This is a genomic window from Rubrivirga marina (assembly GCF_002283365.1).
GTDB lineage: Bacteria > Bacteroidota > Rhodothermia > Rhodothermales > Rubricoccaceae > Rubrivirga > Rubrivirga marina.
Map to the genome: position 1 here is coordinate 3859013 of NZ_MQWD01000001.1, position 26065 is coordinate 3885077.

19 protein-coding genes are annotated in these 26065 nt (G+C 73.5%); 9 read left to right on the top strand and 10 right to left on the bottom strand.

All coding sequences use genetic code 11. The features are described from left to right. The first annotated feature begins 2 nt into the window (after window positions 1-2). Window positions 3-983 carry a zinc-dependent alcohol dehydrogenase family protein gene (locus BSZ37_RS16455; RefSeq protein ID WP_095511597.1) on the top strand — a complete coding sequence of 327 codons (981 nt, stop codon included), beginning with the start codon at window positions 3-5 and terminating at the stop codon, window positions 981-983. A gap of 35 nt (window positions 984-1018) precedes the next feature. Here the strand turns inward: BSZ37_RS16455 and BSZ37_RS16460 are convergent, their stop codons facing one another. After that, window positions 1019-2173, bottom strand: a complete 1155-nt coding sequence (locus tag BSZ37_RS16460) for an ATP-grasp domain-containing protein (RefSeq protein ID WP_179299701.1) — start codon at window positions 2171-2173, stop codon at window positions 1019-1021. Beyond that, on the bottom strand, window positions 2170-3561 hold the full coding sequence (locus BSZ37_RS16465; protein WP_095511599.1) for an aminopeptidase P family protein: 1392 nt from the start codon (window positions 3559-3561) through the stop codon (window positions 2170-2172). The genes BSZ37_RS16460 and BSZ37_RS16465 overlap by 4 nt, the downstream gene beginning before the upstream one ends. Before the next feature lie 99 nt (window positions 3562-3660). Here BSZ37_RS16465 and BSZ37_RS16470 point away from each other — a divergent pair, with 99 nt between their 5' ends. Beyond that, window positions 3661-4131: an SRPBCC family protein gene (locus BSZ37_RS16470; protein WP_095511600.1), complete on the top strand. Its 471-nt coding sequence runs from the start codon at window positions 3661-3663 to the stop codon at window positions 4129-4131. Window positions 4132-4235: 104 nt separating this feature from the next. On the opposite strand, the gene BSZ37_RS16475 is transcribed toward BSZ37_RS16470, so the two are convergent. Then, window positions 4236-7277 (bottom strand): serine/threonine-protein kinase, encoded by a 3042-nt coding sequence (locus BSZ37_RS16475; protein ID WP_095511601.1) that lies wholly within the window; start codon window positions 7275-7277, stop codon window positions 4236-4238. A gap of 62 nt (window positions 7278-7339) precedes the next feature. Beyond that, complete coding sequence (locus BSZ37_RS22155; RefSeq protein ID WP_179299702.1) at window positions 7340-7918, bottom strand: ECF-type sigma factor; 579 nt, start codon at window positions 7916-7918, stop codon at window positions 7340-7342. A 99-nt stretch (window positions 7919-8017) separates the two neighbouring features. On the opposite strand from BSZ37_RS22155, the gene BSZ37_RS22160 reads away from it, so the two are divergent. The 5 genes from BSZ37_RS22160 (at window position 8018) to BSZ37_RS16500 (ending at window position 15621) form a co-directional block, all read left to right on the top strand. Then, complete coding sequence (locus tag BSZ37_RS22160; protein ID WP_179299703.1) at window positions 8018-8467, top strand: hypothetical protein; 450 nt, start codon at window positions 8018-8020, stop codon at window positions 8465-8467. A gap of 18 nt (window positions 8468-8485) precedes the next feature. After that, on the top strand, window positions 8486-9523 hold the full coding sequence (locus BSZ37_RS16485) for a DUF4397 domain-containing protein (RefSeq protein ID WP_095511602.1): 1038 nt from the start codon (window positions 8486-8488) through the stop codon (window positions 9521-9523). Between the two features lie 192 nt (window positions 9524-9715). Beyond that, entirely contained in the window at window positions 9716-10864 is a 1149-nt protein-coding gene (locus BSZ37_RS16490) for an efflux RND transporter periplasmic adaptor subunit (RefSeq protein ID WP_143537696.1), read from the top strand. A gap of 51 nt (window positions 10865-10915) precedes the next feature. Beyond that, on the top strand, window positions 10916-14125 hold the full coding sequence (locus tag BSZ37_RS16495; RefSeq protein ID WP_095511604.1) for an efflux RND transporter permease subunit: 3210 nt from the start codon (window positions 10916-10918) through the stop codon (window positions 14123-14125). After that, a complete protein-coding gene (locus BSZ37_RS16500; protein WP_095511605.1) occupies window positions 14122-15621 on the top strand; it encodes a TolC family protein in 1500 nt (499 codons plus the stop codon). Before BSZ37_RS16495 ends, BSZ37_RS16500 begins: the two co-directional genes overlap by 4 nt. Window positions 15622-15649: 28 nt before the next feature. Here the strand turns inward: BSZ37_RS16500 and BSZ37_RS16505 are convergent, their stop codons facing one another. From BSZ37_RS16505 to BSZ37_RS22165, 5 genes are all read right to left on the bottom strand, one after another. Beyond that, window positions 15650-16552: an aminotransferase class IV gene (locus tag BSZ37_RS16505; protein ID WP_095511606.1), complete on the bottom strand. Its 903-nt coding sequence runs from the start codon at window positions 16550-16552 to the stop codon at window positions 15650-15652. Continuing rightward, the gene (locus BSZ37_RS16510) at window positions 16552-17265 is read right to left on the bottom strand and encodes a sulfotransferase-like domain-containing protein (protein WP_095511607.1); all 714 of its coding nucleotides are present in this window, start codon (window positions 17263-17265) and stop codon (window positions 16552-16554) included. The genes BSZ37_RS16505 and BSZ37_RS16510 overlap by 1 nt, the downstream gene beginning before the upstream one ends. Window positions 17266-17333: 68 nt before the next feature. Then, window positions 17334-18803, bottom strand: coding sequence for a caspase family protein (locus BSZ37_RS16515; RefSeq protein WP_095511608.1), 1470 nt, complete (start codon window positions 18801-18803; stop codon window positions 17334-17336). A gap of 12 nt (window positions 18804-18815) precedes the next feature. After that, window positions 18816-20684, bottom strand: coding sequence for a formylglycine-generating enzyme family protein (locus tag BSZ37_RS22700; RefSeq protein WP_143537697.1), 1869 nt, complete (start codon window positions 20682-20684; stop codon window positions 18816-18818). Between the two features lie 12 nt (window positions 20685-20696). After that, window positions 20697-21536, bottom strand: a complete 840-nt coding sequence (locus BSZ37_RS22165) for a hypothetical protein (RefSeq protein ID WP_179299704.1) — start codon at window positions 21534-21536, stop codon at window positions 20697-20699. Window positions 21537-21711: 175 nt separating this feature from the next. Between BSZ37_RS22165 and BSZ37_RS16530 the strand changes: the two genes are divergently transcribed. Beyond that, the gene (locus BSZ37_RS16530; RefSeq protein WP_179299705.1) at window positions 21712-23754 is read left to right on the top strand and encodes a S8 family serine peptidase; all 2043 of its coding nucleotides are present in this window, start codon (window positions 21712-21714) and stop codon (window positions 23752-23754) included. On the opposite strand, the gene BSZ37_RS22705 is transcribed toward BSZ37_RS16530, so the two are convergent. Beyond that, a complete protein-coding gene (locus tag BSZ37_RS22705; RefSeq protein ID WP_179299706.1) occupies window positions 23748-25466 on the bottom strand; it encodes a serine/threonine protein kinase in 1719 nt (572 codons plus the stop codon). The genes BSZ37_RS16530 and BSZ37_RS22705 overlap by 7 nt on opposite strands. A 98-nt stretch (window positions 25467-25564) precedes the next feature. Here BSZ37_RS22705 and BSZ37_RS16540 point away from each other — a divergent pair, with 98 nt between their 5' ends. Further along, a complete protein-coding gene (locus tag BSZ37_RS16540) occupies window positions 25565-26062 on the top strand; it encodes a DUF427 domain-containing protein (protein WP_179299707.1) in 498 nt (165 codons plus the stop codon). Window positions 26063-26065: the final 3 nt, after the last annotated feature.

The window sequence follows — 26065 nt, forward strand, 5'->3', positions numbered from 1 at the left end:
CGATGCGCGCCCTCCGCTTCCACCGCCACGGCCCGCCCGCCGAGGTCCTCCAGCTCGACGACGTCCCGATGCCCGAGCCTGGCCCCGGCGAGGTCCGTGTCCGCCTCACGCACCGATCGGTCAACCCGGCCGACCTGTCGATGGTGCGCGGGACGTACGGGCGCACCCGCGAGCTCCCGGCCGTCGGCGGGAACGAGGGCGTCGGCACCATCGAGGCGCTTGGCGAGAACGTCGAGGCCGGCCGCCTCGGGCAGCGCGTGGTCAAGCTCGGCGAGGCGCCGACGTGGCAGGAGGCCGTCGTGCTCCCGGTCGCCGAGACGGCCCCGGTCCCCGACGCGCTTTCGGACGAGGCCGCGGCGCAGCTGTTCGTCAACCCGCTCACGGCGTGGCTCCTCCACGAGGCCGTCTCGCTCCACGCGGGCGACGTGCTGGTGCAGACGGCCGGGGCGAGCGCCGTCGCCCGGATCGCCGCCCAGCTGGCCGTCCGGCACGGCGCCCACCCGGTCGCGATCGTCCGTCGCGAGAGCTACCGCGAGCCGCTGGAGGCGATCGGCGCGACGGTCGTGGTGGCCGACGAGGACACCAAGGAGGCGCGGGCCGCGCTCCGAGAGGCCGTCGGCAAGGACGGCGCGAAGGCCGTGTTCGACCCCGTCGCGGGCGACCCCGGGGCGCTGGCGACGTCAGCGCTGGCGGAAGGCGGGACGCACGTCGTGTATGGCGCGCTCAGTGGGGACCCGTTGCCGGTCTCCCCCGCCGCCCTCATCTACCGCAACGTCCGCGTTCGGGGCCTGTGGCGGACGCAGTGGGCCTCCCGCGCGACGCCCGCCGCCCTCCGATCCGCCCTCACGGCGCTGGCCGACCTCGTCGTCGAGGGCGCGATCACGCTCCCCGTCGCCGACACCTTCGACCTCGGCGACGCTGCCGAGGCGGTCCGGGCCGCGACCTCGCACGGCCGCTGGGGCAAGGTGCTGCTGGAGGGATGAGGAGGGATCGGAGTTGGACCTCCAGCCCGCAGGCCTCATCCCCCTCTCCTGTCCACCTCCACCCGAATCGCGTCGACCGCCGCCGCCAACCGGGCCTCGGCTTCGGCGGCCGTCTCGGCCGTCACGAGCACGTGGCCGACCTCCTGGCCCGTCCCCTCGCGCGTGCCGACGGCGTCGCCCGGCCCGACGCGGAGCGAGCAGACCTCGACGCCGGGCATCGCCTGGGCCGCGTCCGCGCCCTCGGCCGCCACGACGGTCCCCGGCCCCGGGTGGAAGAGCCGGACGGCCGCGGCCCGCGAGGGCTCCGCCGGCATCCCGGGCGCCTCGCCGCAGGCCAGGCGGAGCACCGCCTCCCACGGGTCGGCGCCGTAGGCGTGGTGGATGAGCGGCATGAGGTGGCCGCCGGGCGGGCGGGCCGCCAGCTCGCCGAAGACCGGCCCGCTCGGGGTGAGGAACAGCTCGGCGTGCGTCATCCCCCGCGTGACGCCCAACGCCACCCGGGCCGCCTCGGCGAGTCCGAGGGCGGCCTCGCGGTCGGACGCCGGCAGCGGGGCCGGGACGAGGCTCGACCACGCCGGCTCGAGGTACTGCGTCGGGCTGATCCACACCGCCTCGCCGTCGACCACGAACGACTCGACGCTCATCTCGACGCCGTCGACGAACGACTCGGCCATCCAGCCCGGCGGCAACGCGGGCGGCACCTCCGCCGCGTCGCGAACGACGACCGTCCCCCGACTCCCGGACCCGACGGCCGACTTGAGCACGAGCGGAAGCCCCAATCGCTCCACGATCTCGTCGCCTCGGAGCCCGTCTTCGGCCTCGACCACGTCGGCGCAGGGGATGCCGGCGGCGCGGGCGGCGCGCTTCATGGCCCGCTTGTCGCTGCACCGATGGGCCGCCTCAGCGGGGAGCCCGGGCAGACCGAGCGCAGCGGCGAGGTGCGCGGCCGGCGGCACCGACCGCTCCGTCAGCGCGACGACGGCCGCGGGCTCGTGCGCCCGGACCGCCGCGGCGACCGATTCCCACGGCTCGGCCTCGGGGTCGAACGGGGCCACGACGACGCCCGCGAGCCGAGCCGAAGCCTTAGGGCCGGGCGCCTTCTCGACGACGGCGACCACCGGGCGCCCCAGCCGCTCGGCCGCGTCGAGCGCGCCCGCCCGGAGGCCCACGGTGACGACCGGCGACCTCATGCCCCGCCCTGCACGGCGGCCTCCACGTCCTCGGGCCGCTTCGGGATCGGCGGCCCGAGCACGCGGTGCCCGTCGTCGGTGATGAGCACGTCGTCCTCGATCCGGACGCCGCCGAAGCCGACCCATTGTTGGGCTTCGTCGTAATCGACGGCGTCGGCGTAGCGGCCCTCGGAGCGCCAGAGCTCGATGAGGACGGCGTTGAAGTAGAGGCCGGGCTCGACGGTCATGACGTGGCCGGGGCGGAGCTCGCGCGCGAAGCGGAGAAACTTCGTCCCGAACTGCGTGCTCCGGGAGGCCTCATCGGCGTACCCCACGCGGTCCTCGCCGAGCCCCTCGAGGTCGTGGACGTCGAGGCCGAGCGGGTGCCCGAGGCCGTGGTGGAAGAACAGTGTGTGGGCTCCCTCGGCCACCAGCTCGTCGACGTCGCCCTTGAGGAGCCCGAGGTCGACGAGACCGGCGGCCAGGGTCTTGGACGACAGGTCGTGGAGGTCACGGAACGAGACGCCCGGCGCGCAGCCGGCGATGCACGCCTCCTGGGCCTTCAGGACGAGGTCGTAGATCGCGCGGTGGCGCTCCGAAAACGTCCCGCCGACGGGCGAGACCCGGGTGATGTCGGACGCGTAGCCAGAGTTCGGCGCGACGCAGCCGGCGTCGTGGAGCAGGAGCTCGCCCGCTTCGAGGACGTGGCTGCCGGCGCGGTGGTGCGGCACTTCGCCGCGCGTCGTGACGATGGCTGGGAACGAGAGGTACGAGCCCCGCGACGTCGCGGCCGACTCGATCGCCGCGGCGACCTCGAATTCGGTCCGCCCCGGTTGGGCCATCCACATCGCCGTCCGGTGCATCTCGTCGGCGATGGCAATGGCGTGCTCGATCTCGGAGACCTCCTGCGGCGTCTTGACGAGCCGCTGCGCGATCACGGCGTCCGTCAACACGTCTGATGCCTCGACCGCCTCGGGCGCGACGCCGAGGAGGTTGCCCAGCCGGATCCGGTGCTCGGCCCGGTACGGCGGGAGCACGTGGATCGTCCGCCCAGCCTGCCGGGCCGCCGCGACGACGCCACCGAGCGCGTCGGGGGGGGCCGAGTCGGGGATGTCGGCGGCGGACGCGCGGTCGGCGACCGAGGGGCGCTCGCCGTCCCACACGCGGTCCTCGATCGTCGCCTCGCGGCCGTAGAGCGTGGCCTCGCCGGAATCGGCGTCGATCGTGAGGGCGAGGCCGGGCGCGTCGGCGCCGGCGTAGTACCGGAAGGAGCCGTCCTGGCGGAAGGGGTAGTGGTTGGCCGCGTAGTTCATCGGCGCGGCGTTGTTGCCGAGCAGCACGATGAGCCCGCCGGAGACGGCGTCGGCGAGCGCCGCGCGGCGGGCGGCGTAGGTGTCGGGAGCGAACACGAAGGGGGACGGAAACAGGAAGAGAGGACCCCGAAGCTACAGGCGGTCGGATCCCAGGGGCGCCGGGGCCGGTTCGGGCCGCCCGTCTCCCCCCGCCCCGTGGCCCGCACGCACCGCCTCCACACGACGACCTGGCTGCCCCTCCCCCGCGACGAGGTGTTCCCGTTCTTCGCCGACGCCGAGAACCTCGCGGCCATCACGCCGCCCGAGCTCGCCTTCGAGATCGTCACGCCGACCCCGATCGACATGCGGCCGGGCGCGCTCATCGAGTATCGCCTCGGGCTGTTCGGCGTCCGGTTCGGGTGGCGGACGGAGATCACGGCATGGGAGCCGCCGTACAGGTTCGTCGATCAGCAGATCGAGGGCCCCTACCGGCGGTGGCACCACACCCACACCTTCGTCGAGGCGGCCGGACCCGACGGGGAGCCCGGCACGCAGATGGACGACGTGGTGCGGTGGGAGCTCCCGCTGTGGCCGCTCGGCGAGGTCGCCTACCCCGCCGTTCGCGCGCAGCTGGCGCGGATCTTCGGGTACCGCCAGCGGCGGATCCGCGAGCTGCTGATCGGCTGAGATCATGGCGGACGGAGTCGGTGCCCGGCCGAACCCAGGCAGGGCCCACTCCCCGCGGATCCGTCGCGGCCCGCCGGTCGAGGCGGCGAGCGCCCAGCCATTCGTCACCATGCGCCCCGCTCGGCCTCTGCCTTGAGCCGAGTCCACCCGGGGTCCACATCGGTCCACATCGCAGCGAGCCGGCGGTACTCAGCCCGAGACGCCGCCCCTCGGCCGAGTTCGCGAAAGGCCCGGGCCCGTCCGACGGAGTACGACGGGAGGTGGTAGTCGGCCCCCCGGCCCCAGCCGACGTCGCGGACCGAGTTGTACCACCGGAGGGCTTCGCGTGGATGCCCGAGGCGGGCATGAGCTCGGGCCCGGAGCAGGCGCGGGAGCGACTGAGCGTATACCGGGGAGAGCCAGCCGGCCCGGTCGAGGGGGACAGAGAGCGCGCCATCCAGAGCTGCCAGCGCCTCGGCGGGCCGGTCGCGTGCGAGCGCGTCGGCCGCCCGGAGCGTCCCGGCCATTGAGCGGGCGAGCGGGTCGGCGGCCCGGCGCTCGAGCCGGCGGAGGCGGAGGGACACGTCGGCGCGGTCGCCGAGGCGTGCGCTGAGGACGCCATGGAAGTAGTCGAGGACGGCCCCCTGGAGCCCGGAGTGGAGGAACTCGTTCGTCTCATCGGAGAGCGGCGCCCAGAGCGTGTCGTGGGCGGCCACCTCGGCGCGGGCCCGCTGCAGGGCCGCCCTCGTGTGAGGGAGGTGGGGGTCGGCCATGACGGGCACGCTGTTAAGGAGCCACCACCCACGGCCGTGGCCGCTCCGGATCTCGGCCTGGTAGCGGTCGCTCCGCCCCGCCTGGCCTGCCATGAGCGCCAGGAGCGCCTGTCGCTCACGCCCGTACTCGCGCTCCGTCGTCGGGCGCCCCGGCGAGAAGTACCCCTCGCCCACCACCTGGGCCCGGCCGACGTCGCCGACCGGAAGAAGCGCTCGGTGGAAGAGCATGCCAAGGGCCCCCACGCGTGGCCCGGCCTGGACGGCCTCGGCGAGCTCGTCGGGGGCGTCGGCTACGAGCGCGGGGTAATGACGAAACACGTCCTCGAAGGCGGCATCGGGCGAAGAGGGGTAAAGCGCGACGAGAGAATCCAGCGCGGTGGGATCCAGGCGAAGCGAGAGCTCGATCAGTTGGAACAGCCCCTCTCGGCGCTCGCCGCTGAGCCGAACGGCCCGCTGCGCCAGAGCCAGGGGCTCATCGAGCGGCCGGCCCTCATACCCGTTGTAGGCGAGAAGGTGGTCGGCGAGCAGGGCGAGCGCGGCGGGGTCGTCGGGGTCGTCGAGGAGGAGTTGGCGGAGCGAGGCCTCGGCCCCAGCCACGTCGCCGGTCATCTCGAGGAACTCGGCCTCGGCCCGGCGCCGCGCCCGGCGCGGGAGACCGGCCCGGTGCCGGTAGGCCGCGCGTGTGGCACGCCGGTAGGTCTCGAGCCCGTTCTCACGGCTCCAGTACGCGACCTCGGCGAGGTCCATCCAGGCGAGGGCGAACGTCGAATCGAGGGCCACGGCCCGTTCGAAGGCCCCGATGGCCTCGCCCGAGCGGAACTGACGGACCAGCCGGCGCCCCTCAAGGTGCGCCTTTAGGGCCGGGAGCGACCGGGTCGTGAGGCTCTCGAGCGGCCCGCCGGTCCCGCCGCCGTCGGCCACGAGAAGGGACGCCGCCAGCCGGTCGAGCGCATCGAGCAGCCCGGCCTCCGTCGTCTCTACGTGGGCCGTCGCCCGGCGCTCCCCGTCGGCGCCGTAGAGCGCCCCCGTGACCGAGAGCCGAGTCCCCACCGCGACGACGCGGCCCGTTACAAACTGGCTCGCCCCGAGCTGGCGCGCCAGTCGGGCCCGTCCTCCCAGCGTCGCGGCCCCGCTGGCCCGCTCAAGGACCGCCGCCGGATCAACCGTCCGCACGCCGCCTCCGTCAAGCCTCACGTTGAGAAGGTCGACCGCCCCCTCACCGAGATACTCGGCCCCCCCGACGACGTCGAACGGGAGGACGGCGAGGATTTCGACCTCGTGCGGGGGAACGCGCGCCCTCGACGCCCAGACGCCGGCTCCGAGGACGACGAGCGCCGCTAACGCGACCCCGAGTGCCGGCCGCCGCCAGCGCCGGCGTGGCGCGGTCCCCGCCCGGAGTCGGGCCGCGACTTCAGCTGCAGACGCCGGCCGCCGAGCGGGGTCTTTCGCGAGGCAGTCCAGCACGAGCTGGGCCAGCGGCCGCGGGACCGACCCTGGCAGCGGATTCGGCGTGTCGTGGCGGACGGCATGGACCCACGCATCGCCCGCTGCCGAGAAGGGCCGCCGCCCCGCCAGCGCCTCGTACAGGACCACTCCCAACGCCCACAGGTCGGCCGGGGCGCCGACCGCCTCGCCCCGGGTCTGTTCCGGCGCCATGTACGGAGCCGTCCCACGCGCGGTCCCGGTCGCGGCTGCGCCTTCGGCGACCCGGGCGATCCCGAAGTCCAAGATCTTGAGACAGGGCACCTCCTGACCTGGGACGGTGGCAAGGAAGAGGTTGGCCGGCTTGACATCGCAATGGACGATCCCCGCGGCGTGGGCGACGGCGAGTCCCTCGGCCGCCTCGGCCCCGAGGCGGGCCACCTCGGCCGGCGCGAGTGGGCCCCGGCTGAGCCGCTCACGAAGCGTCTCGCCCGAGTACAACGGCATTGCCAGGTACACACGCCTGTCCGGCGCCTCCCCGGCATCATAGACGGCACACACGTGAGGGTGGTCGAGAGCCGCGAGGGCCCGGGCCTCGGCGAGCAGCCGACGTCGGGCCTTGGGGTCCGCCGAGAGCCACGCCGGGAGCAGCTTCAGCGCGACCTCCCGCCCCAGCCGCTCGTCGACCACGCGGACGACCTCCCCCATTCCCCCTCGTCCCACTACGTCGAGGACGCGGTACGGGCCGATCCCCCCGCCCTCACTCCGACCCGCCTCCCCGAGGAGCAACGGGACGTCGGCCGCGGCCCGCGAGAAGAACGCGGACGCGTCGGGATGCCACCCCAGCAGGCTCTCCACCTCCGCACGGATGACGGACTCGGCGCTGGCCAGCAGTCGCGCGCGTTCGTCAGGGCTGGCCGCGAGGGCCGCCTCGAAGACCGTGGCAACCCGGTTCCAGTGGGTGAGCTCCATGTGCGGAATCAACACCGTCTAGCGCACGACCGCAAGCGGCTCCCCAGCAAAAAATGGCCGGATCAGGCCACCAGCTCGCGTCGGAGCCACGCCTGAGCCAGCGCCCACCCGCGCTTGACCGTGGCCGACGACAGGCCAAGCGCGGCGGCGGTCTCCTCGACCGTCATCCCGGCGAACAGGCGGCACTCGACGATCCGGCTCTCCCGCTCACTCACGCGCTCGAGCCGGCGGAGCGCGTCGTGGACGGCCAAGAGGGTATCGGGTGTGAGGGCGTCCGTTCCGGCCGGCTGGTCGTAGGCCTCGATGAGATCGAGATGGACCGCGTCGCCCCCGCGCTTGAGCGACCGCTTGGCCTCGGCGTAGTTGACCAAGATGTGGCGTACGGCCCGGGCGGCGACGCCGAAGAAGTGGGCCCGGGTCTCGAACGATCGGTCGCCGGCCCCGACGAGCTTCAGGAACGCCTCGTGCGCAAGGGCGGACGTGTCCAGGGTGTGGTCGCCGCGCCACCGACCGCGCTGGCGCCCTGCGATGGCCCGCAGTTCGTCATAGACGACCGGGAGGAGCCGGTCGAGCGCGTCCCGGTCGCCGCCGGCGACGCCCTGAAGAAGCCGGGTGACGGTGGACGGGTCGGGGGCCTCCATTGGAAAAAGTTGAGTGCACGTGATCCGCGTCGGCCGGATACCCGGTCCAGCCCTGACCGGGGCCCAACCTACGGGCTCCCTCCTCTCACCTCCGCACCCATGCGCCCGTTCCTCCTCCTCCTCCTGCTCACTCACCTCGTAGCCTGTGACACGGCCGAGGTCGGGGGGCCCGTGACCTTCACGTTCACCCAGGCCGCGACTGGCCCGTCCTCGTTCGCCGGCACGTTCACACTCACGGGCGCCTACACTGACTCGGGCACGACGACCGACGAGCTCACGATCACGAGCGCGCCCGGCGAGAACCCGCTCGTGGCGACCGGCCGGCGGACGGTCACGGGCGAGGGCGGTTCGTTCGTCCTGACCGGAGACGCCACGGTCGACCTCGCGAACCCGTCCGCCGCCGTGATCGCCGGGACGTGGCGCGTGGCCAGTGCCACGGGCGGCTACGAGGGGCTGACCGGATCGGGCACGATCTCCGGCACGGCCGACTTCGCTGCGGCCCAGCCGAACGGGACCGTCCGCTACACCGGCGAGCTCAGCCCCCGCTGATCCACTCTCCCTCCCGCCATGCCCTCCCTGCTCCATCCGCTCGCGCTCGTGCTCGCCGCCGCGCCGGCCCTCGCCCAAGCCCCGGCCCGCGGCCAGGACATCCACGCCTCGCCCGACCCCGACCTCGCCGTCGTCGACGTGTACTTCGAGGGGGCCCTCGCTCTCGACGACTTCACGTACCTCAGCGCGACTCCGTTCCATGACCTCCCTCCGGGCACCCACACGGTCGCTGTCGCGCCGTCCACCTCGACCAGCGCTGCCGACGCGTTCTATTCCATCGAGGTGACGCTCGAGGCCGGGGCGCGCTACACGGCTGTGCTCACAGGCGTCCTCGACGCCTCGGCGCACCAAGCGCACCCCGACGGAGAGCCTCTGGATTTCCGGCTCCTCCCCCTCACCCCGGCGGTCGAGACCTCGTCCTCCGGCCATGGGTACCGGTTCATCGGCGCCTCGCCCGACATGCCGACCGTCGACGCGACGCTCCCTCTGTTCGACGACCTCGTGATCGGAACCGGCATCCGATTCAACACGGCCACTCCCATCGGCCAGGCTGTGGCCGGGGTGTACGACGTCGCGTTCGTTGACCCCAGCTCGGGCGGGCGCCTGGCGCTCGTCCCCCGCGTGCCGACCGGCCCCGACGGCCAAGCTGCCGTCTACGTGCTCACCGGGTTCAGGACCCCGGCCGATGACGGAGACGGGCCGGGGCTGGTCCTGCTCAAGGTGCTCCCCGACGGCTCGACGGTCGTCCGAGAGGCCCAGGTCGAAGAGGCCGTGGCTCGAGACGACCGACGGCGCGGCGCCTCCACCCATCTCCTTCTCACCCCGTCGGTCGTCGAGGCTGGACGGCCCGTTTCGGTTCGTCTCGACGCCTCAGGCCCCGTGTCGATCGCCATCTACGACATGCTGGGACGGCGAATTCGAACGGTCCACGATGGTCCGACCCTGGCCGGTGCCTCGCACCGAGCTGAGACGCACACGCTCCCCCCGGGCTCCTACCTCGTCAGAGCCCAGGCGACCAACGACGCGTGGGTTGCCCGACTGACAGTCGTCCGCTGAATGGGGACCGAATCCGGCTCTCCCGGCCCTCGACCCATCGCCGGAGGCGCCCCGTCCGGCGATGGACTGTGCCGCTCGTGCCCACGAGAGTGCGGTTCGTGACGGGACGGGTCAGGAGAGCCCTCGTTGGGCTCCGTTGGTCGAACAAGTATTTGGGGTCGGGGTAGTATCGGACGGCCTGTCCCCGCCTCCTTGGCACTCACTCGACCGCAGAAGACCTCCCTCTGGATCGGCGTCGGCCTCGTGGCCATGGCCCTGCTCGTCGTGCCCCGCTTCTTTGGTGACGAGGAGCCAGCCGGGCCGGCGGCCGGCGGAGCCGGGGGCCCGCGTGGCAACGACACCCTCGCCGTCACCGTCGCCCCGGTCTCGCAGGAGCTCCTGGAGGACCGCGTCACGACGACCGGCACGCTCCTGCCGTGGGAGGCCGTCGAGGTCCGCGCCGAGGTGGCCGGGCGCGTCGTCGCCCTCAACTTCGCGGAGGGGAGCTTCGTGGGGCAGGGCCAGACGCTCGTCTCGCTCGACACCGAGGTCCTCCGCGCCCAGATCGAGGGCGCCCGCACCCGCCGCGACCTCGCTCGGACGCAGGCCCAGCGCTATCGCGAGCTGTTCGAGATCGGCGGCCTCAGCCGCCAGGAGCTCGACCAGGCCGACAGCGAGGCCCGCGTGCTCGACGCCCAGCTCGCCGAGTTGGCTGCCGAGGTGCGCCGACGACAGGTCGTCGCCCCGTTCGCGGGCGAGATCGGGCTTCGGCAAGTCAGCGTCGGCGCCTACGTCGCGCCGGGCGACCCCATCGCGACGCTCCGCATCACGGGCCAGCTCCGGCTGGAGTTCACGGTCCCCGAGCGCTACCTCGGCCAGATCCGCGAGGGCCAGCCGGTCCGGTTCTCCGTGCCCGGCCAGGAGGACCCGTTCGTGGGCACGATCTACGCGACCGAGCCGAACGTCGACGCGTCGACGCGGGCGTTCACCGTCCGCGCCCGCGTGCGGAACCCCGGGGGCGTGCTCGTGCCCGGCGCCTTCGCCGAGGTCGAGCTGGTCCTCGACGAGATCCCCGAGGCGCTCCTCATTCCGACCGCCTCGGTCATCACGGGGGCCGACAGCACGACCGTCTTCGTCGTTCGCGACGGGACCGCCGTGCCACGAGCGATCACCACGGGCGTCCGCACGACCGACCGGATCCAGGTCACCAGCGGCCTCTCGCCGGACGACGTGGTCCTGACCTCGGGCCTCAACCAGGTCCGCCCCGGCCAGGCGATCCGCACGGGCGGCGCGTTCGACCCCACGCAGGTCCGCCCCGCGAGCACGACCGCCGAGGAGCGCGCCTACCAGACCGCCGACTAGCCCCGCCCCGTCCGCCTCGGCACCGAGGCGGCCCCACTCCCCTCCCACCCCGTGGCCTCGCTCTACGACGTCTCCGTCCGGCGGCCCGTCTTCGCGACGGTGCTGTCGCTCGCGATCCTGATCGGCGGGGCGATCGGGTACATGGAGCTCGGCGTGCGCGAGTACCCGATCGTCCAGACGCCGGTGATCTCGGTCTCGACGAGCCTGCGGGGTGCCAACGCGGCCGTCATCGAGAGCCAGGTGACCGAGCCCATCGAGGAGTCGGTCAACGCCATCGACGGGATCCGGTCGATCACGAGCACGAGCAACGAGGGCCGGAGCACGGTCCGCGTCGAGTTCGACCTCGGCGCCGACCTCGACGCCGCCGCGGCCGACGTCCGCGACCGCGTGAGCCGCGCGCGGGGCCAGATCCCGGACGAGGCGGAAGAACCCGTCATCTCGAAGGCGAACACCGACGGCGAGCCGGTCATCTTCCTCAACCTGTCGAGCGAGCAGTACTCGCTCCTGGAGCTGTCCGACATCGCGGACAACTTTTTCGCCGAGCGGCTCCAGACCATCGACGGCGTCGCCTCCGTCGACATCTGGGGCGACAAGCGGTACGCCATGCGGATGTGGATGGACCCGGCGAAGCTGGCCGCCTACGGGCTCACGCCGGGCGACGTCCAGCGGGCCGTCCAGACCCAGAACGTCGAGCTCCCCGGCGGGCGGATCGAGGGCGACCAGGTCGAGCTGACCATCCGCCCGCTCACGCGGCTCTCGACGGTCGAGGATTTTCAGAACCTCGTGCTCAAGAACGACGGGACGACGCTCGTCCGGTTCTCCGACGTCGGCCGCGTCGAGCTCGGCGCCCAGAACCTCCGGACGGTCCTCAAGCGCGACGGCGTCGCGATGGTCGGCGTCGTGCTCCGGCCGCTCCCCAACGCCAACGCCATCGACATCGTCGACGAGTTCTACGACCGCGTCGAGGAGATCAAGCCCGACCTCCCGCCGGGCATCGAGCTCGGCATCGGGTTCGACAACACGGAGCCAATCCGGGCCTCGATCGAGGAGGTCCGGAACACGGTCTTTATCGCGCTGATCCTCGTCGTGCTCGTCATCTTCGCGTTCCTGCGCGACTGGCGGACGACGCTGATCCCGGTCCTCGTCATCCCGGTCTCGCTCGTCGGCGCGTTCGGCGTGATGGCGCTGGCCGGGTTCTCGATCAACGTCCTCACGCTCCTGTCGCTCGTCCTCGCGATCGGGCTCGTGGTGGACGACGCGATCGTGGTGCTGGAGAACATCTACGCCAAGATTGAGGGCGGCATGGACCCGATCCGGGCGGCCGTGGTGGGGACGAAGGAGATCTACCTCGCCGTGATCGCGACGACGCTGGCCCTCGTGGCGGTCTTCCTCCCGATCATCTTCCAGAGCGGCGTGATCGGCGCGCTCTTCCGCGAGTTCGGGCTGACGATCGCGGCGGCCGTCGTCATCTCGTCGTTCGCGGCGCTGACGCTCACGCCGATGCTCTCGTCGAAGCTGCTCAAGCGGCGCGAGACGAAGCCGTGGCTCTACCGGAAGACCGAGCCCACCTTCGAGCGGCTCAACGGCGCCTACCGCCGGTCGCTGGGCGCCTTCCTCCGCGCGCGGTGGCTCGCGTTCGTCGTCATCGCCCTCGCCGGCCTCGGCGTATGGTGGCTCTTCTCGAACCTCGAGAGCGAGCTGGCGCCGGCCGAGGACCGCTCGCAGATGCGCGTGTTCGCGAACGCCCCGCAGGGCCGCGGCTACGCCTACATGGACGCCTACACGGACGAGCTCATCCGGCTCCTCCAGCGCGAGGTGCCCGAGGCGGAGGCCATCATCTCGGTGACGTCGCCGGGCTTCGGGTCGTCGGGCTCGGTCAACTCGGCGTTCGGGAACGTCATCCTCGTCGAGCCCGACCAGCGGGAGCGGAGCCAGGACGAGATCGCCAACGCGGTCCAGCGCGAGCTGGCGAACCTCCCCGGCGCGCGCGTGTCGGTGAGCCAGCCCGCCTCGATCTCGACGTCGTCGGGCCGGGGCTCGCCGGTCCAGATGGTCCTCCAGGCGCCGAACCTGGAGGCGCTCCAGGACGCGCTCCCGGCGTTCATGGAGCGGGCCATGCAGGACCCCGCCTTCGCCTTCGCCCGTGCCGACCTCGAGTTCACGCTCCCGGAGCTCCAGATCGTGGTGGACCGCGACCGGGCGCAGTCCCTCGGGATCCAGCCGCTCGACGTGGCGCAGGCCCTCGCGGTCGCCTTGAGTGAGGGCCGGTTCGGCTACTTTATTCGCAACGGCGAGCAGTACGAGATCATCGGGCAGCTCGAGCGGGAGGCGCGGGCGGCGCCGAACGACCTCCAGGGCATCTTCGTCCGCAGCGCGGCCGGGGCCCCGATCCCGCTCTCGAACCTCGTCACGCTCACGGAGTCGGCCGCCCCCCCTCAGCTGTACCGCTACAACCGGTTCACGGCGGCGACCGTCTCGGCCGAGCCCGCGGAGGGCGTGTCCCTCGGCGACGCGATCGAGGCCATGCAGCAGGTGACCGACGAGACGCTCCCGGTGGGGTTCACAACGACGTGGACGGGCCAGAGCCGCGACTTCCTCGAGACGGGCGGGTCGATTTACGTCGTGTTCGGGCTCGCCCTCGTCCTCATCTTCCTCGTCCTCGCGGCCCAGTTCGAGAGCTTCCGCGACCCGGTCACGATCCTCCTCACGGTGCCGCTCGCCCTCCTCGGCGCGCTCGGGGCGCTGTGGCTGTTCGGGAGCACGCTCAACGTGTTCAGCCAGATCGGCCTCGTGATGCTGATCGGGCTGGTGACCAAGAACGGGATCCTGATCGTCGAGTTCGCCAAGCAGAAGCGGGAGGACGGGCTCGACCGGCAGGAGGCCGCCGAGGAGGCCGCGGCGGCGCGTTTCCGTCCGATCCTGATGACGGCGTTCTCGACCGTCCTCGGCACGCTCCCGATCGCGCTCGCGCTCGGGTCTGGCGCCGAGAGCCGCGTCCCGATGGGCCTCGCCGTCATTGGCGGCATGGTCGTCGGCACGTTCCTGACGCTCTACGTGATCCCGGCGCTCTACACCTACATCGCGAGCCGCGAGGCGACGCGGATCGCGGACGAGATCGACGCCATCGAGGACACCGCTGCAGGTGACGGGGCGGCCACCGGTACGCCCGGCCAGCCTGTGGAGCTGGCGCCCGAGGCGGGCGGCGACGGGACCGAGGCGGAGCCGGCCGCGCTCGTCGAGCCGACGCGGGACGACTCGTGACGACGTTCGTGCGGCTCGTTCTCCTCGCCCCTGCTCTGCTGGCGGTCGCCGCCAGCGCGCAGCCGACCTCGCTCCGGCAGGACTCCATCCCGCCCCTCCCCGACTCGCTTCGCCTCTACGGCGGCACGGTCGCGACCCGGATCGACCTTCCGGACTTCCCGCTGCCCGCCGACGCGCTCCGCCTGACGCTCGAGGAGGCCGTCGACCTCGCCCTCGCGCGGAACCCGGACGTCGCGGTCTCGGCGCTCGAAGGGCTCCGGGCGGCCAACGACGTCACGCGCGGGAACGCGGGCTACCTCCCCACGCTCGACGCCAGCGCCGGGCTCGCCGGCGCGCGCAGCGACGTGCTGTTCGGGAGCGGTGGCGGCGGCGGGGCCGGGGACTCGACGGGAACGGGCGGCGGCGGACTCCGCTCGTCGCAGTCGACCGCGCTCGACGCCGCGGTCGGGCTCGGGTACACGGTCTACGACGGCGGCCTCCGCGCGGCCACGCTCCGGCGGCTCCGCGCCGAGGCCCGCCGCTTCGCCCTCCTCGCCGACGCCGATGCCGAGCAGCTCGTGCTCGACGTCACGGCCACCTACCTCGACGCCGCCCGCCAGGCCGACCTCGCCGACGCCTTCGCCGAGGCCGTCGCGGTCTCCGAGGACCGCCTCCGGATCGCCCAGGCCGAGGTCCGCATCGGGACGGCCGCCGAGATCGACGCGGCCCTCGCCCTCGCCGACTACAACGCCGACCGCGCAGCGCTCCTCCAGCAACAGGTGCTCCTGGAAGGGGCCCGCGCCACGCTCGGCGGCCTCCTCGCCCTGCCGGACCCCGATGCCGTCGTGGTCACCGACACGCTCGCGCTCGCCCCCCCCGCCGACCTCGGCGCGCTCGCGGATCGGGCCGCGACCGAGAACCGACGGATCCGCTCGCTCGAGGCCGCCGAGCTCGCCGCCGCCGAGGAGGTCGACGCGGTCCGCTCCGAGTACCGACCGACGGTCCGCGCCTCCGCTGGGCTCGGGCTGACGGTCTTCGACCCCGGCTTCCTCCCGCCCGACTTCGCGCCGGCCGTCGGGCCGAGCCTGCGGTACGGGCTGACCGCTTCGCTCCCCCTCTTCGACGGCGGCGAGCGCGACCGGCGGCTCCAGAACGCCAGGATCCGCGTGCGCCAGGCCGAATTGACGACGGAGGGCGAGGCGGCGTTCGTCCGCGGCCGCGTGGCCCGGCTGGCCGCGCTGGCGCGCGGCTATCGGGCGCTCGTCGACCTGGAGTCACAGAACGAGGCCATCGCGCGCGAGAACGTCCGCGTGGCGCTCGCGCAGCTCCGGCTCGGGTTCATCACGCCTGTCGATCTGAGGCTGGTCCAGCTCACGCTCGTCGACGTCCGGCGGCGACGGGTCGAGGCCGTCTACCAAGCCCGCCTCGCCGAGGCCGAGCTCCGCCTCCTCGCCGGCGAGTTGCTGCCGGGAGGCTCGGTCCTGACGCCGTCGATCTTGAGCACGGTCGACCCTTAGGCCCGCCGCGGCGCCGAGGCCGTCGGGATCAGTCCAGGATCGGTTCGCCGCTGGCGGCGACCTCGGCCGTGAACAGCTCCGTCAGCCGCTGCGTCATCGCCCCCACCGTGCCGTCGCCGATGGTCCGCCCGTCGAGGCGGGTGACGGCGGCCAGCTCGCCCATCGTGCCGGTGCAGAACATCTCGTCGGCGCGGTAGGCCTCGGGAAGCGAGAGCCGCGCCGGACGGGCCGGAATGCCGTTGGACCGGCAGAGGTCGAGGACCGTCTGCCGCGTGATCCCCTCGGGGCACGCGTCGGTGTGGCTCGTCAGGACCTCGCCGCGACGGACGAGGAACACGTGCGTCCCGTTGCACTCCGCGAGGAACCCGTCGCGGTCGAGGAGCAGCGCCGCGTCGGCGCCAGCCGCGTTGGTCTCAATCTTGGCAAGGATCGACTGGAGCAGGTTGTTCGAGTGGATCTTCGGGTCGAGGCAGTCGGGCGGGAAGCGCCGCACGGACGACGTCTGCAGCGTGAGCCCGCCCTTGTCGTAGACCGGCGCCTTCCACTCCGCCAGCACAATGAGCGTCGGGCCCGACTGGTTGAGCCGCGGGTCCATGCCGGACGTGATCTTGGTCCCCCGCGAGAGCGTCAGCCGGATGTGGACCCCGTCGCGCATCCCGTTGGCCTCCAGCGTCTTGCGGATCTCGGCGACGATCTCCTCCCGGCTCGGGACGCCCGCGATGGCGATGGCCTTGGCCGAGTCGGCCAACCGATCGAGGTGCTCGGTCAGGCGGAAGATCTTCCCGTCGTAGAGCCGGAGCCCCTCCCACACGCCGTCGCCGCCCTGGACGAGCGAGTCGAACGGCGACACGCCGGCCTTGTCGCGGTGGACGAGCCGTCCGCCGACGTTGACGATGAGGTCCGCGTTGCGCGGGTCGAACTGCTGGAGCATCAGGGGAGCCGGTGGTCGGCGAGCGTGTCGTAGAGGGGCTGACAGTCGGCGACGAGCGGCGCCAGCCGGTCCGGCACCTCGACCGCCTCGGGGCGCGGCGGGGCGAACCCGGTCGAGGCCTCGACGGAGGCGTACCAGTGCTCGGCCCACACGCCGTCGGTCGCGCGGGGGCCCGGCGCCCACGAGAGCATGGCCGGGTCGAACGGGACGCCGAGGCGGGCACAGAGGGCCCGCAGCAGGCGCTCCGGGTCGCGGAGCACGTCGGCCGCGTCGATCACGGGCGGCGCGGCGCCGTCGCGCTGGGCCATCCGGTCGAACAACTCCACCTGCTGCGGGAGGCCAGTATCGGCGAGCGTCGGGCCGGGCGTGACCCGGTCGAGGGAGACGACCATCGCGGCGGGGTCGCGGATCAGGAAGGCGTGGCGGAAGCTTGGGTGGTCGAGCCACTCGCGGCCCACGTGCGGGAGCAGGTGGTGGGCCATGTGCTTCTGGTACCAGATCCGCGCGGCGCCGGGGACGGGGCCGGAGAGCGTGGCCGCCACGTCCTGCCACTCGGTCGGCTGGCTGGCGAGCACGGCGTCGCGGCCGGGATGGTCGAGGCCGGTGGCGGCGAGGTACGCGGCGTAGAGCGGCTCGTCGACGACGGCGGCGTCGGGCCGGCTCCCCCACGACCGCAGGAGGGCCGTCGAGAGGTTGCGCGGCCCGCTCCACATCGCGACGCGGACCGGCTGGGAGGGCGAGGGAGCGGATAGCACGTCGGAGTCTACAGCCCCTCGCCCCGTCAGTCCATCGCGGCGAGGAGCGCCCGGGCGTGGGGCTGGCCGAGGCCGGCGGCGCGCTGGAGCCACTGGCGGGCGGCCTCCGGGTCAGCCTCAACGCCACGGCCGTCGTGGAGGAGGACGCCGAGGCGAACCATCGCGTCGGCGTGACCGGCGAGGGCGGCCCGTTCGTAGAAGTCGGCGGAACGGGCGGCGTCGGCCGGGACGCCGCGGCCGGCCTCGTAGAGCACGCCGAGGTTGGCCTGGGCCGGCGCGTGCTCCTGCCCCGCCGCGAGCGCGTAGAGCCGGGCCGCCTCCGCCGGGTCGGCAACGACGCCGAGGCCGCGGTCGTAGAGCGACGCGAGGTTGTTCTGGGCCGCCGCCCGCCCCTGCTCGGCCGCCAGCCGGTAGAGGCGGACCGCCTCGGGCACGTCCTGGGCCACGCCGAGGCCGGTTTCGTAGGCGTAGCCGAGGTTCGTCTGCGCCGCCGCGTGTCCCTGAGCGCTCGCCGCCCGCAGAAGGTCGACCCCGGCCGCCGTGTCCACAGGGACGCCCTCGCCCCGCAGACGCATCCAGCCAAGGATGGACTGCGCCTCGGCGTGGCCCGCCGCGGCGGCCTCCTCCAGCACGACCACCGAGGCGGCCACGTCGGTGTCTCGCAGGCGGAGGGCCTCGGCGACGCGGGCGTCGAGGCCGGCCGCCGGGCGCTCGATCGTGGTGCCGGCCGGGACGAAGTAGAAGTCGCCGTCGTAGGACCACGAGGTCCACGGCTCCTGCTCGAAATCGCTGGCTTCCCGAACCCGCCGCTGGACGTTCCGGAGCAGTTGGATGAGTTCGAGGCCCGGCGTGTAGAACTCCTCCAGGAAGGCCTCCGTGAACAGCCCGTTGCGCCCGCTCATGTTGTCGCTGGCCCGCTCGCCCTGCGCCGTCGCGAACGAGATGACCGACCCCGACGGCCCCTGCGTCGAGGCCCACCCCCCGGCCGACGACCGCCACGACCGGAAGGGGTTGTCCCGGCAGGCGTCGAGGAAGACGAGCTTCAGCCGGGCCTCCGAGTCGTCGAGCGTGGAGAGGACCTCGCCGAGCGCGATCGAGCGGTAGCGCATCTGGGACTCCGTCACGACGTCGGCGTCGATCGGCACGAGGAAGTTGTCGCCCTCGACCTGGACGCCGTGGCCGGCATAGAAGAACAGGGCCACCTCGGCGCCGACCGCGTCGTCGGCGAAGTCGGCGAGGGCCTGCCCCATCTCCCCGTACGTCAGGTCGGTGTGGGCGTGGACGGCGAACCCGGCGGCGGCGAGGGCGCCGGACACGTCCTCGACATCGTTGGTGGGGTTCTGGAGCGCCGTCGCGTGCTCGTACGACGCGTTCCCGATGACGAGCGCGACGCGAGCCCCGGCCTCGACCTCGAGCCCCCGCGACCCCTCCGGTTGGGCCGACGCAGCGCTCGCGAGGGCGACGAATAGGAACAGACGGAATGCAGAGCGAAACATCGAACCAGCGGCTTAGTCGATCGGCGTGAGTGGGCGGAGCACGCGGAAGCCGATGTGGCCGTGCGTGTCCTTCGGGTCGGTGCCCTGGGTCATCTCAGCGGCGACGGCCTCGCGCCGGGTCGTGAACGAGCCGCCGGCGACGACGGCACTCGTGCCGCGGGCGTCGCGGAGCCACTCCCACACGTTCCCGAGCATGTGGTGGAGGCCGAGGCGGTCGGGCGCGATGGCCGGGGCCGGGACGGCAGCCCCGGCACCCGCCGAGCGGAGGTTCGCCTGCGCTTCCACGGCCGTGTCGGACCCGAGGCGGTAGGCCCATACCCATTCGGACTCGCTCGGCAACGTCCCTCCGACCCACCGCGCGTACTCGCGGGCGCCGTACCACGTCGCGTCGATGGCGGGCCGGTCCGCGGCGCCTTCCGTCGGCCGCCAGACGTCGCCGCGGGCGAACTCGATCTCCCGCGGTCGGTCGACGACGTACGGCTGGTTGCTCGTCCCGTCGAGATGGTTGAGGAAGTCGGCGAACTGGGCGTTGGTAACCTCCGTCGTCGAGAGGAGATAGCCGACGTCGGGGACGCCCTCGCGGGCCAGGAGCGCCGCGGCCTCCGACACGTAGGCGTCGACCCCGGGGATGAACGCGAACGTGAGGCGCGGCCCGTCGGACGGCCACGTGTCGGCCGCGACGCGGGGCGCCACTTCGTCGAGGGTCGCCACGGCGGCGGGATCGCCTGGGATCAAGCGGAGGAGGACGGCCGCCGCCTGGGCCAGCATCTGGAGGTCCCCACGCTCCGCCGATGCCGCCATCTGGAGCCGGAGCAGCTGGACACGCTGGGCCGCGAGTGGGTCGAGCCCGGCCTCGATGGCGAGCACGCGGTCGACCGTCGCCATGCGCTGGAGCCACAGCACGCGGTCGTCGCTCTCGGTGGCGAGGGCATAAAGGCAGGCGCGCGCGGCCGCGTAGGCGCCCTGCCGGATCTGCGCGTCGGCGGCGGCCGCCGTCTCGGCGAGATCGCTCGCGGGGCACCCGACGTCGGGCGCGGCGCCGTCCGACACCGTCTCGTCGGGCGCCTGGGCCTCGGCCGCGGGCTCCTCGGGGGGAGCGACCTCCGCCGCCACCGTCATCTCCGGCCGCTCGCGCACGCGCATGGGACGCGGCCGCTCGACCGCCGGCAGGCGCCAGCCCGCGACGGGGTCGTCGGGGGTCGATTCCGCGCCGTCGAGCAGCCCCGCCAGGAGTTCGGCTGGGAACGTCGCCGCCGCCGCGACGCCGCCCGGCGCGGGGGGGCTCACGGCCGGCGCGACGGCGCCTTCCTCCGTCGGTTGAGCGCCCTCTGGGTCCGGGGCCTCCGCCCCCTCCACCACGAGCGGCGGCGCACCACGCGCCGGCAACTCGGCGACCGTGAACTCCGTGGCCACCGGAACGGTCACCGTCCGCTGGCGGACTTGGCCGTCGGCGAACCGGAACGTGAGTGCATGCGACTCGGACGGGACGCGGAGCCTCGCGCTACCCCGCGCGACGAGCGTCCCGTCGACCTCCACGCGGGCCCCCGACCGGGTGAGGACGACGAGCCATCGCCCGACCCCGGCGCCGGGGTCGGTGCGGGCGAGACCCGCCTCGCCGCGAGCCACCCGGACGGCCTCGACCATGCAGCCGGGCTGGCACTCGGCGTCCGCCAGCAGAGTAGCCGTGCCACCGTCTCCCACGCGGTAGAGCGCCGTCACGACTTCCACCGCGCCCACGTCATCGGCCTCGTAGAGCAGGGCGCCGGCGTCGAACCCCTCGGCCAGCGGGACGGCTGCGGGCTGGGCCGTGGCGACCCCGGCCATCAACCCGGCCACGGCCAGCAGCACGCCTGTCCGGCGACGCAGGTGCTCTCGTCCCATTCGTCTCCTGGCTTAAAAAGTGATGCCGATCCGGAAGATGCCGACCCGGCTCTGCTCAACGTAGCCGTCGGCCGACAGGGCATCGGCGAGGTCGCTCGCGCTCTCGACGCCGGCCGGGTCCCATTGCGTGACCTGCCGCGTGTACCCGAGGGCCACGCCGAGACCGGTCTCCGCGACTTCGGCTACCCGGACCTCGGCGTCGAGCCTGACCGTCCGCTGCCCGAAGGCCGGGTCGAAGGCGATGTCGGAAAAGTCGGTGATCGTGCCCGGCGCCACCACGAACGCCAGCGTGCCGACGATCTCGGACGCGACCGAACTCGCGATCTCGGTCCCGGCCTCGAGCCCGAGCCCTACCCCGATGCCGAACCGCCCGAGGTGGAAGGCATCGGGGCCCTCCTCGGTCTCGGACGCCGGCTGCGGGGGCTGGAGATACTGGTACCCGAACGAGAACTGGATCGGGACGAGCGGCGTGACCCACGACTCGTCGCCGACGGTGAAGGCCCGGATCGTCGGACCGACCTGGAGGTCGACGAGGGCCGCGCTTCCGAGCGTCGTCGTCGAGCCGGGCGCGGCGCTCTCGGAGGCCACGTACCCCAGCGTCAGCGTCGACGACTCGCCGGCGAGCCGGAAGGCAATCCCGCTCCGCTCCTGCTCGGGGACGGGCGGCCGGTCGAGGCCGTCGTGGCCGAACAACGACTGGAATCGGAGCGGCCCGACGGTCACCGAGGCCGAGCGGCCGGCGGTGATCGGGTCGGACGCGGAGCCGCGGTACTGGGCGTCGGCGGGGGCGGCCGCGAGGACCAGGCAAAAAACGGCGAGGGCCGCCCGGAAGGGCGGAGGGAGTAAACGCATACGTCGACTGCGTTTCGGCGGAGGTGAGCGCCGGAAGGTAGAGCGAACCGCCGTTTGGCGTGTCGGGCATCCACCCGATTTTCCGAACCGGCCTCTCGTCACCCTTCGAGAGCGGATCTGCCCAGCCGTATGGGCCGCCCGCTCTACCTTCGGCGCCGTCTCGGCTCATCATCTCATGCGGATCCCCCTCGTCCTCGCCGCTCTGCTCGCACTCGTGCCCCCCGCGCACGGCCAGCCCGACCGGTCGGGCCTCGTGGTGCCCGTGGCCGGGGTCCCGCTCGACCCCGTCGACCTGCTCCGGGCCGAGAACCCGGCCCAGGCGTTCTCGGTGACGCTCGAGACCGAGAACGGGGCGACGCTCGTGCCCGAAGGCGAGGAGGTCCAGTTCCGAGTGGTGTCGATGCAGGCGGGGTACCTGACGCTCGTGTTACAGAGTGAGGACGGCACCGTGTCCGTCCTCTACCCGAACCGCTTCGCCCGCGGCGAGAGGATCGCGGCCGGCGCGACAGTCCGGATTCCGGAGGGGCCGGGGTTTAGGTTCACCTCGAAGGCCCCTTTTGGGCGCGACGTCGTCAAAGCTCTCGTCACCCCGCAGCCCCTCATCCATCCCGACCGCGCAGCGACGGCCTGGCGACGTTCCTCGATGATCCAAGTCTCGGGACCTCCGCCGACCGACGCCGGCACCGAGCTCGGCGGCCTCGACCCGGCGACGTGGGGCACGGCCTCGCTCGCCTTCGAGACCGTGCCGACGCGGGCGACGGGCGCGCCGCCGGTCCTCCCCCCGCCCCCGGAGAGCGCGTATCGCCCTGAGGCGCCGCTCGACGCGTGGCTCGATCGCTACCAAGATCTCCGTGGGACCCCGTCGGAGGTGAAGACGTGGGGCCTGTTCAGCCCGCCGCCGGCCCCGGCCCGGAGCGAGCCCGAGGCGGCCGAGCACGACAGCACGCTCGTCGTCGTGTACCGCCCGACGACCGGCTGGCGGAGCTTCGGCCGGCCGAGCGGCGGCGGCGGCGTCTTCGGGCAGGTCCGCTACGTCGACCCCGCCCAGGACACGCCCGATGCCTCCGGCACGCGGTCACTCCGGCGGGCCTTCGGCGGGACGTTCGACGAGGTCCTCGCCGGCCTCGACGCCGACCCCGACGTGCTGGCCGCCGTGCCGAACTACCGCGTCCAGTCGCTCGGTTTCCGGTCGGCATCGCGCCCGCCGACGGCCCCGGCCACCGGCGCCCCGGGCACGCCGACCTACTGGGAGGCCCAGTGGGGCCTCCACAACCCGTTCTTCCGGTCGCCCGCCGAGCGGCTCGACGTGGCGTGGCGGGCGGCCATGGAGCAGTACCGCGGGCCCGACGGGCCCGTCGTGGTGGCCGTCCTCGACACGGGCGTCCGGTTCGACAACCCCCACCTCGGCCCCGTCCTCTGGCGCAACGAGCTGGAGATCGCCGAGAACGGGATCGACGACGACGGGAACGGCTTCGTCGACGACGTTCGCGGATGGGACGCGCTCGACGGCGACGGCGACCCGACGGACCCGAACGCGGAGGAGAGCCACGGGACCTTCGTGGCATCCCAGATCGGCGGCGTCGGCGCCGCGATCCAGTCGATGGCCCCCGACGTCCGGATCCTGCCGGTCCGGGTGCTCGACGCCGAGGGCGGCGGCTCGCTCCGCCAGCTCATCGAGGGCGTCCGCTACGCCGCACGGAACGGGGCCCGAGTGGTCAACCTGTCGTTCGGGATCCCGCCGATGGACGAGGCGAACCCGGCGCTGGAGCGGCTCCTGGCGGCGCTCTACGCCGAGGCCGCCGACCTCGGCGTGGTGATGGTGATGGCCGCCGGCAACCACGCCGCCGACGGCCGGACCGTCCACGTCTACCCGTCGGGCGTCCGGGGGGAGAACACGATCTCGGCGGCGGCGCTGACGATGACGGGCGAGCTCGCGCCCTTCTCGAACTACGGGCCGGCCGTCGACGTGGCCGCGCCGGGGCAGGCCATCGTGAGCCACGCCGGACGCGGCGTCACGGTCGACGCGTTCGACGGGACGTCGATGGCGGCCCCGTTCGTGTCGGCGCTCGCCGCGATGCTCATCGCGCAGAACCCGACCTGGACGCCCGCCGAGGTCCGGGCGGCGATCGTCGAGACCGTCCGCCCGATTCCGTCGCTGGACGTCGCCTCGGGCGGGCTCATCGACGCGGCGGCGGCGCTCGCGCGGGCGCGTCAGTAGGCCTCCAGCTTCAGGTCCTCGATGGCGAACTGGAGCGTCCGCGTGACGCTCCCACCGGGGTCGAGCTCGAAGCGGAACTGCCGGGCCACGTAGCCCGGCGCCTCGACCTCCACCATGAGCACGCCCGGCGCCAGCCCGGCGAACCCGACGTCGCCGTTCCCATCGGTCGTCCCCGCGCTTGACGTCCCGACGACGCGGACGCGGGCGCTCGGGATCGGCGTGCCGTCGTCGGCGAGGACGACGGCCTGGATGGCGCCGGTCTGCGTGACTGGTTCGACGGGGGCCCGGGGCTGGGGAGCGGGGCGGGCGGGTGCGGTCTGGACCGGCGCGGTCTGCGCGGGCGTCGGAGTCACAGCCGGCGGGGCCTGGACGTCGGCCGGCGGCGGCTCGGGGTCAGAGGCCTCGGCCGGCCCCTCGGCCGGACCGTCGGCGGCCTCCGACGCGGGCTCGCCGACCGTCTCGACCGCAGCGGCTGTCGGAGGGCCGCCGGTCGCGGGCCACGCGACCCACACCCCGAGGCCGCTCGCCGCGAGGGCGACGGCGCCGAGGGCGGCCCACACCACAGGCCTCGACACCGCCGACGACGGCGCCGAGGCGGCCACGGCCGAGACGACGTGAGGCGCGGGAGGGGGCGCCGCGAGAGCCTGGTCAAGCGCGCGCGCCATCAAGGCGGCGCTCGAAAAGCGGTCGTCGGGGTCGAGCGCGGTCGCCGTGCGGATCCAGTCGCGGAGCCCGACGGGGAGCGCGGCGCCGTCGAGGGCCGCGTCGAATGGGTCTCGGCCGGAGGTGTGGAGCGCGTCGGAGCGACGGCGGGCGGTGAACTCGCGCGCCTCGGCGGGCGCCAGGAGCGTGTAGGCCGTCATCCCGACGCTGTAGAGGTCGCTCTCGGCGCGCGTCTCTTCGCCGCGGTCGACCTCCGGAGCCGCGTAGCCGGGCGAGCCGGCGCCGACGGCGGACGGGACGACGGCCGTGAGCTCCGAGATGCCGCTCCGCGCGATGCCGAGGTCCACGACGTAGAGGTTGTCGTGGGCATCGAGGATGAGGTTGTCGGGCTTGACGTCGCGGTGGAAGACCGGCGTATCGGTCACGGGCCGCCCCCCCAGGTCGCGCGACGGCCGCGTATGGAGCGTGTGGAGATAGTCGAGCACCCGGAGCGTGTCGCGGAGCCACGGGACGGCTTCGTCGACCGTGAACGGCGCTTCCCGCTCGCGGCGGCGCTTTTTGAGCGAGTCGCCCGCGATGTACTCCATGACCACGACCCACCGGCCGCGGTCCTCGAACAGGGCCTCAACGACCGGGAGGCGGGGGTGCCGGAGCCGTCGGAGCAGCAGGGCCTCCTTCCGCAGCAGGTCCTGGTTGAGCTGGTCGTGCCCCGTGTCGACCCGGCTCACCTTCAGCGCTACCTCGCGCGACCCGAACTCGCGCTCCCCGATGTGCCCGGTGTCGACGGCCCGAAGGACGCTCCCGGAGGCGCCCTCCCCCAGCGCCCCGAGCACCCGGTACTTCCCCCCGACGAGGTCGCCCGGCCGGAACGGGTCGGCGGGCGACGTGCGGGCTACGGTCGTCTCGTCGCGGAGCACGGCCATGACCCGGTCGAACAGCACCTTGTCGTTCCGGCGGAGCGCCGCCAGCTTCGCGTGTCGCTCGTCCTCGCTCAACCCCTCCAGTCGAGCGACGAGATCCTTCGGGGTCGGCGAGCCGGGGGAAGTCATGAGGTCGTGAGCGTCGGTCGCGCCGAACCTACCGCGTCGGGCACACATGGGACCCGGCCGTCGTCTGCGCCTCTCCCCTGCGCGTCCCCACCGTGCCCATGCCGCCCGTCCGCCCCACCCCGCCCGGCCCCGGGCAGCGCTCCGTCTGGGACTTCCCACGGCCGCCGGCCCTCGAACCCGTCGGTGAGACGGTCCGCATCGACTTCGGCGGGCGGGAGATCGCGCGGACCGACCGCGCGCTCCAGATCCTCGAGACGAGCCACCCGCCGACGGTCTACCTCCCGCCTGACGCCTTCGCCGAGGGCGTGCTCGTCCCCCGCCCCGAAACGTCCGGTTGCGAGTGGAAGGGGCGCGCGGTCTACTTCGACGTCGTCTCCGGCGGCGCCCGGGCCGAGAAGGCCGCGTGGGGCTACCCCGACCCGACGCCAGCCTTCCGCGCCCTCAAAGACCGCGTCGCCGTCTACGCCGGGCCGATGGACGCCTGCTGGATCGGCGACGAGCGCGTCGAGCCGCAGCCGGGCGGGTTCTACGGCGGCTGGGTCACGTCCCGCGTCGTCGGCCCGTTCAGGGGCGCGCCGGGCACGTGGGGCTGGTAACGG